This is a genomic window from Pseudomonas sp. SDO5215_S409 (assembly GCF_054071325.1).
Genome location: NZ_JBSVWN010000030.1, coordinates 1 through 9,752 on the forward strand (window position 1 = coordinate 1; position 9,752 = coordinate 9,752).

Below are 9,752 nucleotides of genomic sequence, written 5' to 3' on the forward strand. Positions count from 1 at the left end.
TGAAAAGCGTTACGCAGCGAGCCTGGAGAGTGTCTAGAAAACCCGGGGCGATTCAATCATTACTTAACAAATAATCATCAATATACTGAAGCTTTTGTGCCGCTGTAAAAACCAACTCTTTTCGAAGACCCCCATTATTTATCGCAGTAGGTGACAAGTCGTATAGTGATCTGGCAGTAAACTGTTGAGCATCCATTTCGAGTGATCAAACGCCAGTTTGGCTATACGAAAGTGCGCTTTCGAGGCGTGGTGAAAAATACCGCTCAGATGGTGACGCTGTTCGCCCTGTCGAACCTGTGGATGGCCCGCCGACATTTGCTGACCAGCGCAGGAGAGGTGCGTCTGTAATATGGGAAATGGCTGCTGCGAAGCGCTCGCAGCAGCAAAAATGGAGGGAATAGACGGGAAAATTGCCCGGGTTCTGAACGGCTGCCGTTTTTAAAAGCGTTTATGGCTCGGCTGTCGAAACATAGTGGCCTACTTCAGACCATCCTTAGCGTCGACAAAGCTTCCTTTCAGAACTTCGCCACGACCGTCCACCACGAACGCAAACTCAACTTTTGCCGCGCATTAAAATGGGCGTTCAGGGAGCGGGTCACGGTTTCCGCACAAACCGACATTGACCAAAACAAATGTATAATGAGCAAAAATCTAAACGCAACGCCTTCTAAAGATTTTTTAATTATGCAGCCTATGGCTCGCCATGGCCGTTTTAAATACAGACCTAACCTGGTTTAATCCGTCCACTTAACAGTTTTTAATCATTTAATACTATTGACTTTTCGGAAATCCAACCGGTGGTTTTTATTTTTCCCCGATAAACAACTTTATAATACAAACCACTTTCATCCCGGTAATAGTCACTTAACGTCACTTTATCACCAAGAACCAAATAGGCTTTTTTCTGAGAGAAAGATGATTCTCCACTTTTTTCTAACAGATTGACTTTTTCTATGGAGACAGTGGCCTCCAAGGGAAGACCTGTCTTTAATCTCAAAATTTCCGGATCAGCGCACGACGTCTCACTGCACTTTTCCCGACGCTCAAGGCCTTCAGAAAACTCTCTCCCTTTTTCACAAACATAGTAATCTTTTCGCTTTTTGGAGTAACAGAATTTATCATTGTACGTGAAGGGTCCGTCTTTATATTCACTCAAAATACCATTTTCGATAAAGTCAGGATTTGTCACACTTTCCATATTGGATAACTTAAATTGTTTTTGCTCATCATCAAAGACAATAAGATAAAAACTTTCGTTTACATCATTCTCGGCGTATTTAATCGCTATTACACACGGCCCAAAACGATAAGAGGCTCCAAGATATGTATTTAACTGATCGAACTCCTCACTCCATCCAAGCGGGTATATCCGCCCCACAGAGTCAACGATGTCTACCCTGCCGTTAGACAGCCGTATTTTACTGTCACTACCAGCGCACTGTCCTCCGACAGCCCTTTCCGTATTATCTTGAATAGACACACTCTCAAATTTCGCATGCACTGGCGAAGAAGAAAGTAAAAATAAAACCATGCTTAGTCTTAAAAAATTAATTTCAATTCTCCTTTGCTTTAAATACTACCTGGTGATCTGAACAAGGCATTCGTCCCTATTTAGACAGGCAAACACTACTAGCATCATGGCAAATTTAATCGGATGTTTTTTTGCAAGCCAACTGCACATTTAACAGCGTCCCCACCGTGATTAAGCAAAGAATAATTCTGTAAATTATACAATCTAGACTGACCAAAAATTAGATGTCCTTATTTACTCAATAATTCACTTAGCGCTTTATAACCAAATTTATGAAAGGGCTTACTCATATCTTCGGAAGCGACCTCAATACGAATGGGAGTAGATAAATCAGCCACGTCAAACACCGTAAACACCTTATTTAAACCAAAGGGACGCACCGAAGACTCATCCTTTACAAGTGTTTCTGGCGAGTGATAAGCAAGGCAAGCTTTCGAATTATAAATCCGGACCACTTTTATATCATTAAAACTTGACTCGACAACCTGTAAGGTAGCCGAAGGAACTTCCAACACAGGCCCGATATCCACCACAGCGGCGTCATCTTTCCAAATATCAGAAAATTCGTAAACCATCTCTGCGTAATTTTTTACCAGTGCCTTATTCAAGCCACAGACGGCTTTATTTACAAGCACACCATTTTGCTCGCTGCGGGTATCGACATATATACAGTCAACTACCAACTTAGAGGAGTGCCTTTCGACGGTGAAATAAGCTTCAAATGGTATTCTAGACGCCAAATTTTCGTAGTGTAAGACTCTTTTCCCGTTAAAGCTCATCAACGTCCGGGTATTTTGGCCTTGATTTCCTACTACACCTTTTACAAGAAGGCTGCCGCCGGGCCAGCTGGCTCTTAAGCCTTGAGTTTCACTGTCCACTTCATAGGTGTCACTCGTAGCGTTTCCCGCGATCACGCTGGAACTGATATTTACCATTAAAATAAATAAAAAAAGCTTGAACATAATTTTTTTCATATAAATAATGACTTGTTAAAAAATTTACCGACATCTAATCCGCAGCGTTCTGCCTTGTCAAACTCAAATAATTATAAGCTGCTTTTTGCGAAATATATTTTTGTGCCTCTAAATTAAAAACCAAAGCTACAGTTACACAGCCTTTTCTCAACACCCAGTCCCCTGGGGAATCTTTTTCTAACTCCTCAGAAATTTTCATTAACGAATCTCCACCTAATTTGGCGACGCAGTCTCCATAAACATTATTGAAAACACTTTCAGGCATATCATTGTTTTCTAACAGATCCTGAAAAGTAAGCGATGCCAGTAAAATAGGTTTTTGCGGGTAAAAAACTTCGGCGAGCGCAATTTTATCAGCTGTGGTGACGACTTCCTCTTCCAAAAAATAAAACTGCCCTTGCTTAACGTTACTAATAAGGTTTCGATCATAACAAACACTTTTTGACGGGCTGCAAAAGCGATAACGTATCGAGATATTATTATCAACTACAAATATCCCTTGAAACATATCCAAACCGCCACTGTTTTTTATACTTTTAGGAATTAGTTGATCGTTATATAAAACCTCCACCCCCTTAGAAAAAATACTTAACCTATAAAACTCAGTCCCTACATCCCTGAGCTTTACTTGATACTCCCCGCCCCTTGTTAAGTCTTGATTGATAATCAAGTAATCTTTTGCAACGGCAGATGTTGATAGCCAGAACCCCAAAAGCAACGTTAAAAACCTTATAAAAAGCCTGCCCATGAACTTAACCCTTCCCAGTTACCCTTTAAAAACTCTCAGTCACACAAAAACTCTCGCACTACAATCTGCACCTCCAATGCAAATTCTCTCCAAGATTAACAACCATCTGCGTTGGCACACAAAATCCAGCCCTGGATATTTTTCCCCTTAGCAGTTTTATAACTTACGGATAGCCAACCTCCTTCAACGGCCTCTTGAATAACCTTATCCCCCGCAATGAGATACATTCGAGTAACATCCGTCAAGACTGGAGAACTATAAATAAATGTTTTTTTATTCAAAACCAAGTTAATCGTATCTCCTAAAATCCAACGCTTATAACTTCCACTTTTTAGTTTTTCCAGTATTGATAATTCGGTTTTATATGGAAACGTATAAAGCATATCTTCGTTATTTTCAGCCAATATGTCTCCACCACTACTAAAATAATTAGACAGTTTCTCATCAAAAGAAAAATCATTCCCTGATTTTTTATATACAAGAACCGTATAATAATCACCAGAATACCTGACCCCCGTATCAGACTTTATATCAACGCTGTGGATAATAAAAAGTTCCTTATCATCACCGTTTCCGACGCGGGAAAAAAAGGCAGCCCTCACTTTCCCTGTATCGGCTAAAAATGGGAGTTCACTCACGAGTTTTTTTGAGCCATCTGCACAGTCAAAAAAATTGGCATTAATTCCAATACCTTGCTTGTCAGCGGAGCCTCCATCCTCCGGTTTGATAGGGACCCAATCGAAAATTATCGCACCACCTTCAAGAGGAACAGATTTAAACGCGTCGCTCTCAGGAATGGTGCACGCAAAACTATTTTTTCCAATTAAAAACAGCAACAAAAGAGCAATATGATAAAGATTTTTGATTTTCATTCTGCACAAGATCCGAATTCAGCTTTAAAAATTGCCGAGATGGCGTTTGTAAATGTCACTCGCTCTTCAAGAGCCTTCAAGCCAGTATTAATTTTTGCTGTTACCGCTCTGACTTTTGCAGGCATCGCCAGCGTATTATTATCGGCAATCACACCAATTGAATTTGCCTTCCAATACCATAACCCTGTTTCAATTATAATTTTCATATCGCTTTCAACAAGTGTCGGATTAGCGTCGATATGAATACCTATATCTTTAGCACAGGCAAGGTAATTTGAGTAATGTGTCAAATGGAGTAATCCACGCCCCCTGTAGTCATTGTTAGGATACTGAGACTCACCAAAACAATGTTTACCATAGCCAGCATCATTTGCAATTAAATGTTGATCGACATACGATATTTTTTCTTCTCGTGTAAGATTCATACCTAACCTAGCAAACCCGTTATTAATAGCCGTAGGTGCCATCCTATAAAGCCTCTCCGCAGTATAACTGCGACGACTATAAATTAAACTTTCTCTAAAGGCTGTAAATTGTTGTGTTTCGTGCTTTCCCTGCCCAAGTAAATGTACAACCTGAGAGCAAGTATTCACACCATATTTTGGAAAAACCCTATTAGAATGTAAAATAAATTCAGAAATAAATTCATCTGTTACTCCAGAAGGAGCAATTTTTTTCATTATATTAAATGTAAGTGAGATATTTTTTCCACATTTTGCGCAGACAACGCTTTCAGCATGACAACCTATATTTTCGACAAACTGTATAGGATGAAAATGCCAAACCACATCTGAACTCATAGCCCCCCTCCCGGTAAGCTCCTCCCAAAAAACATACCTGCTTATTCTTTCTTTTTCATGCATCAACGTCTTTGGCGAAGCCTCCAGCAAACTGTTCAACTTACTCCACTTAGCCGAATCCGCCTTCTCTTTCCACTCGGTAGGATGATACGCAATAAGCTTGGTCCACTGATCTCGCGTTTCAATATTTTTTAGTGCCTCAGCCAACTCATTAGGATCAACCTCACCATCATGATTGGTATCGATTTTTGCAAAGAGTTCCTTGAAAAACGGCGGCATATCTTCAGGATCCAGAAAGCCGTCCGCTGTCGCATTACTCTCCTCAACAATCTGAAAGCCCAGCTTCTCCCAGTCGTGCTGCGTAATAATCGATGCGTCAGATTTTTTGAAAAGACCTACTACCGCCTGGCCATCTTCGATAACGCTGACGTCATAAAAGTCGTCGTTTCCTTCCTTGATGACCGCTACTTTTGCCAAATCAACCGCATGCGTTTTCTTAAGTGGAACGGTGCCGGTTGCCGGTAATTTTTTCTTGAGTTCCTTACCCGCTACAAGATGCAGATACTGTTTGCCAATCTTCAAACCCGCGATATTTTTGAGGAAATCTTTAACCTCGGCTTCTGCGGTGAAAACCTCGACGTGGACTTGGTATTTGCTGGTTACTCCCCCCTCTTCACCGGTGAGATTCTCTGTCAAGCCCAGGTAACCGATCGGGTCGCCCGCTTTGATACCTATACTTGCTGATTCAACCGAATCGAAGCGGGTAGGTGTCAGTGAGGTCCAATTAAGTATCCGGTGATTTGGCTCGTTCTCTACACAAGCCCAAAAGCTGGCTGGGGCTACTCCTGCCCCCGCTACTTCGTCACTGCTATTGACTCTGGTACATTTCGCCATCCTGCGTGTGACGCCTGCAACGGTCAGGTTCAGGACTTCCTTGCTATCGAACTCGACAACAGTGCCTGGGATGAGCTGCACTGTACTCAGGCGAGCGCCTGCGGGCTGACCGTTGGCAGGTGTCGAGGGATCGGCGTACAAATCGAGTCTGTTAATGGCTGTGGCCCTTACCTTCCCCTGCCAATAATTAGGATGAATGCGCTCAACGATCTTGTCTGCCTTCCAGATCTCCTTATTCCGGCTATTACGATATGGCGCGCCATTTTCTTGATAGGCAAACCAGATTTCGTCGCCGACATTTCGCGTTTTTTGGGATCCCTGCTTTACCTCACCGGCCAGGATTTTGCCTTTGGCATAGACCAGATTACCTTGACTCGATTGCTCAAGTACTTCAAGTCGGGTTCCCTGTTTGATCATGCCGTACAGTCTTTTACCTTCAACCCATTTGGGATTGTCGTAGCCATTAAAGTCACCAACAGTCATTGTCACGACAGGTTTGGGGGGTTCCTCCGGCGCCAACGGGTAACGCTCGAAGGGCAGCAAATGCATGTACAGGCTATAGAACGTCAGCTTGTTTTGCTTACCCTTGTTCGGCCCTTCTTCAGGATTAGGTGCCGATTTATACTCATGACGCACCAGGCAAAAGGAGTTGGAGTACTTCAGCTTTTTCTCATCGTCGCCAAATGTGGATTGCAGATAATCCTGGTTCAAACGGTAAGCAACGACTTCTCCGTCGGCTATACAGCGCACGGGCTCATTCAATACACACTGTGGGGCGCTTTTATCACTGATGTGGATACCACCGTGCCAAAATCTGTTACTTCCCAGCAAATAATGGCCAGAGTTTTCGCCTTCCAACACACTGTAAATTTCATCAGCATCGCTGAACTGTTTCCCGTCTGCTTTCCTGATGGGATATTGAAAGCTCAGTGCCGGAGTCGTTGCCTGTGCGGGAGACGGAGCGGTATCTGCCGCCCCAGCTACCTGCCCATCCCACCAGATTTCCGGGCTAATCAGAGTGCCCGTGGGTCCTTTCATCTGATAATGAACATGTCGAGGGTATTGGGCCGCACCACTAGGCCCCTGACCGCCCATCGCGCCAATTTCATCACCCGCAGCAACGGTATCGCCCACGTTTACCGTATGGCTACTCGTGTGTAATATCTCATGACTGTTACCCTCAGCATCCTTAATTTTAATTGTGCCGTATGAACCGCCTGTAAATGTAACTTCTCCGGCAATGGGCGCATACACCGTGGGATATTGCAAATTAATCCCACTCTGCCCACCGATATAGTTAAAATCTGTGCCCCCATGTGCACCACTGGCACGCTGCTCGCCATAATGACCTGTAATATGTGGCTGCTTGCCATTGACTGGCGGTAAAACACGAAGCATCACTTCAGAAAAAGACATACAAGCTCCTGCTTAAACTTTTAAAGTGAGTAATCTTTAACTTCGTCTAAACGCCAGCATGACAGAAGCTTAAATACATAAATAACTTGGTAATCTGTATCTGGCTTTTCCAGTCGTACGGTGGCCGTGTCACCTTTATTATCAATAACCTGCAAATTCAATCCGTTCACGCCCCTATTTTCTTTATTGGGCAATACAGGGAATGCTATTTTTTCCTTTTCGACGAGCAGTGTCTCTTGCCTAGGCTCAGGTTCTGCATCAACTGTGATTAATTTTTTAAGTGGCGCATTAGTAAACGCTTCTTGGACGGGTACGCTCTCGGCAAACGCGTCTAAAAACTGTGAAAACTTTTTAGAAGGACACAGCGCCGTACTATCAGTCTGCGCATTAACACTAAACGCTAACAGTGAGACCAACAAGAAAGAAAGAAATCGGACTTGAGCTTTCATTTTTAAATCCTTAATTCATTTTTACTCAGAAAACACAAAAAAAGCCTTAGGCTTCACCTTCTCAACCAACGCATTCACCAACGCCTGCCCCATCAAACTCCCCGCCTTATCCCTGTCCGCCGCCCCCGGCAACCCCGGTGGCTTAATCCCAATCCCCGTCCCACTCCCCGCCGAGCCCCCCGCATTGGCCTTCACCACCGGCCCGACTATCGTCACACCTCCCCCATCCAGCTTGATAAAACTCCCACCCGCTTTCACGGTCAGTTCCGCCCCCGCCTCGATCACGATTTTTTCCCCGGCCTTCAGGTGAATCTCGTTTCCCGCGTAGGTCAGTTGCGCAGTGCCCAGTTTCACATGCTGGTTTTGTGCGATGGTCAGGTGGTCGTCCAGGCGCACTTCAACCTTGCGGTCGGCGTGGGTGGTACGGTGTTCTTCGGCTTTGAGTTCGGTGTAGGTGTTTTTTTCGACGGTGTCGTGGCGTTCGTTGCCCACGCGAATCTTTTGGTCGTGTTCGATGTTTTCATCCCAGTCGCGTTGGGCGTGGATGAAGATTTGTTCGGCGCCCTTTTTGTCTTCGATGCGCAGTTCGTTGAAACCTGCGCCTCCCGGGGAGCTCAGGGTTTTGAATACGGTGCGGGTCTTGTTGGCCGGCAGCGCGTAGGGCACCTGGTTTTCCTTGTGGTAGAGGCACCCGCTGACCAATGGTTGGTCGGGGTCGCCTTCCAGGAAGGTCACGAGCACTTCCATGCCGATGCGCGGGATGGCGATGGCGCCGTAGCGGTCGCCCGCCCAGCCGCTGGAGACACGTAGCCAGCAGCTGGTCTTGTCGCCGGCCTGGCCTTCGCGGTCCCAATGGAATTGCACTTTGATGCGCCCGTAGGAGTCGCAGTGAATTTCTTCACCCTTGGGCCCCGTGACCATGGCGGTCTGGCTGCCAAGCACGCGGGGTTTGGGGTGTTCGAGGGGCGGGCGGTAGAACACGTCCCACGGGGTGGCGAGGAAGTGGTTGCGGTAGCCCTGGTGGAAGTCGTCCTTGTTGTGGGTGGTGTCGCTGGTCACTGACTCTTCCAGCACTTGTGGCTGTTTGCCTTCATGCACGATATGTGTCAGCAACCAAAGGTCGTTCCACTCTTGGCGCGGGTGGTCGGAGAGTTCCAGGAAGTGGCCACTTACCAGGCGCGGCTGGTCGCCCCAACCGGCGACTTGTCGATAGTCGGCGCGGTGGCGCTCCAGTGCCCGTTGGCTGAGGAATTTACCGCGCGCTCGGTCGGTAAAACGGCCGGGGTAGTCGTAATCTTCCAGGTCGGGCTCGGTGCTTTCGCCCGCCGGTTTGTAGGCCGCCTCCAGTTGCAGGTTGGGCTTTTCAAAGTCGTAGTCGCGACGGGTCACGCGACCCGTGCGGGTTTCCAGGCGCATCTTGAAGCCTTTGATGACCGGCTCGTCGGCGACCATGCCGCTGCCTTGCACGTAGGCGGTGGGCTGGCCGAGTTTGGGGAACACGGTCTGGTCGTCCCCAAATACCAGCACGTGGCCCTCGGTGCTGTGCTGGAAGTGGTAGTGGATGCCCTCTTCTTCGCACAAGCGCTGCACAAAATGCAGATCGGTTTCGTCGTACTGCACGCAGTAATCACGCTCCGGGCAAGGCTGGCCAAGCTGGAAGCGGTAGGCGTTGCCCTTGATGCCGTGTTCTTCAAGGATGAGGGCGATGATGTTCGGCGCCGTCATCTGCTGGTAAATACGCTGGTTGGTGCGGTGATGCAGGTACTGCAACTGCGGCACCACGGTCACCTTGTAACGGGTCAGGCGTTTGCCCGCATCGCCCTGGGCCACTTGGTAGACCTGGCCGTGGATGCCTCTGCCCTGCGGGTCGAAGGCCAGGAAAGCCTGCTTGTACAGCAGAGTTTCAAGGTCCAGGTCCGGATTTTCGCTGACCAGTTCCAGGTCGAAGCGATAAGGCTGGCTGATGCTTTCGGTGCCGGTGAACGACAGCACTTTCAGGTCGCCCGCAAAGTCTTCAACGGTGAGGCTGAAGTGCGTTTCGTTAGAAGGGTTAAACATGGTGTGCATC

Annotated in this window: 7 protein-coding genes and 1 pseudogene; 1 reads left to right on the plus strand and 7 read right to left on the minus strand. The window is 46.5% G+C overall.

All coding sequences use genetic code 11. The features are described from left to right. Positions 1 to 183: 183 nt before the first annotated feature. A pseudogene (locus ACW9H9_RS16460) lies at positions 184 to 348 on the plus strand (transposase); the annotation flags it as partial. Between the two features lie 409 nt (positions 349 to 757). Here ACW9H9_RS16460 and ACW9H9_RS16465 read toward each other — a convergent pair. The 7 genes from ACW9H9_RS16465 to tssI all read right to left on the minus strand — a co-directional run bounded on the left by ACW9H9_RS16465 (position 758) and on the right by tssI (position 9,742). Then, on the minus strand, positions 758 to 1,531 hold the full coding sequence (locus ACW9H9_RS16465; protein ID WP_457341884.1) for a hypothetical protein: 774 nt from the start codon (positions 1,529 to 1,531) through the stop codon (positions 758 to 760). Between the two features lie 230 nt (positions 1,532 to 1,761). Then, positions 1,762 to 2,493, minus strand: a complete 732-nt coding sequence (locus ACW9H9_RS16470; protein ID WP_457341885.1) for a hypothetical protein — start codon at positions 2,491 to 2,493, stop codon at positions 1,762 to 1,764. A gap of 46 nt (positions 2,494 to 2,539) precedes the next feature. After that, the gene (locus ACW9H9_RS16475) at positions 2,540 to 3,253 is read right to left on the minus strand and encodes a hypothetical protein (RefSeq protein ID WP_457341886.1); all 714 of its coding nucleotides are present in this window, start codon (positions 3,251 to 3,253) and stop codon (positions 2,540 to 2,542) included. 95 nt (positions 3,254 to 3,348) lie between these two features. Then, positions 3,349 to 4,125 carry a hypothetical protein gene (locus ACW9H9_RS16480; RefSeq protein WP_457341887.1) on the minus strand — a complete coding sequence of 259 codons (777 nt, stop codon included), beginning with the start codon at positions 4,123 to 4,125 and terminating at the stop codon, positions 3,349 to 3,351. Then, positions 4,122 to 7,235 (minus strand): peptidoglycan DD-metalloendopeptidase family protein, encoded by a 3,114-nt coding sequence (locus ACW9H9_RS16485; protein WP_457341888.1) that lies wholly within the window; start codon positions 7,233 to 7,235, stop codon positions 4,122 to 4,124. Before ACW9H9_RS16485 ends, ACW9H9_RS16480 begins: the two co-directional genes overlap by 4 nt. Before the next feature lie 20 nt (positions 7,236 to 7,255). Next, positions 7,256 to 7,684: a hypothetical protein gene (locus tag ACW9H9_RS16490; RefSeq protein WP_457341889.1), complete on the minus strand. Its 429-nt coding sequence runs from the start codon at positions 7,682 to 7,684 to the stop codon at positions 7,256 to 7,258. Between the two features lie 21 nt (positions 7,685 to 7,705). Continuing rightward, positions 7,706 to 9,742 (minus strand): type VI secretion system tip protein TssI/VgrG, encoded by a 2,037-nt coding sequence (gene tssI / locus ACW9H9_RS16495; protein WP_457341890.1) that lies wholly within the window; start codon positions 9,740 to 9,742, stop codon positions 7,706 to 7,708. Positions 9,743 to 9,752: the final 10 nt, after the last annotated feature.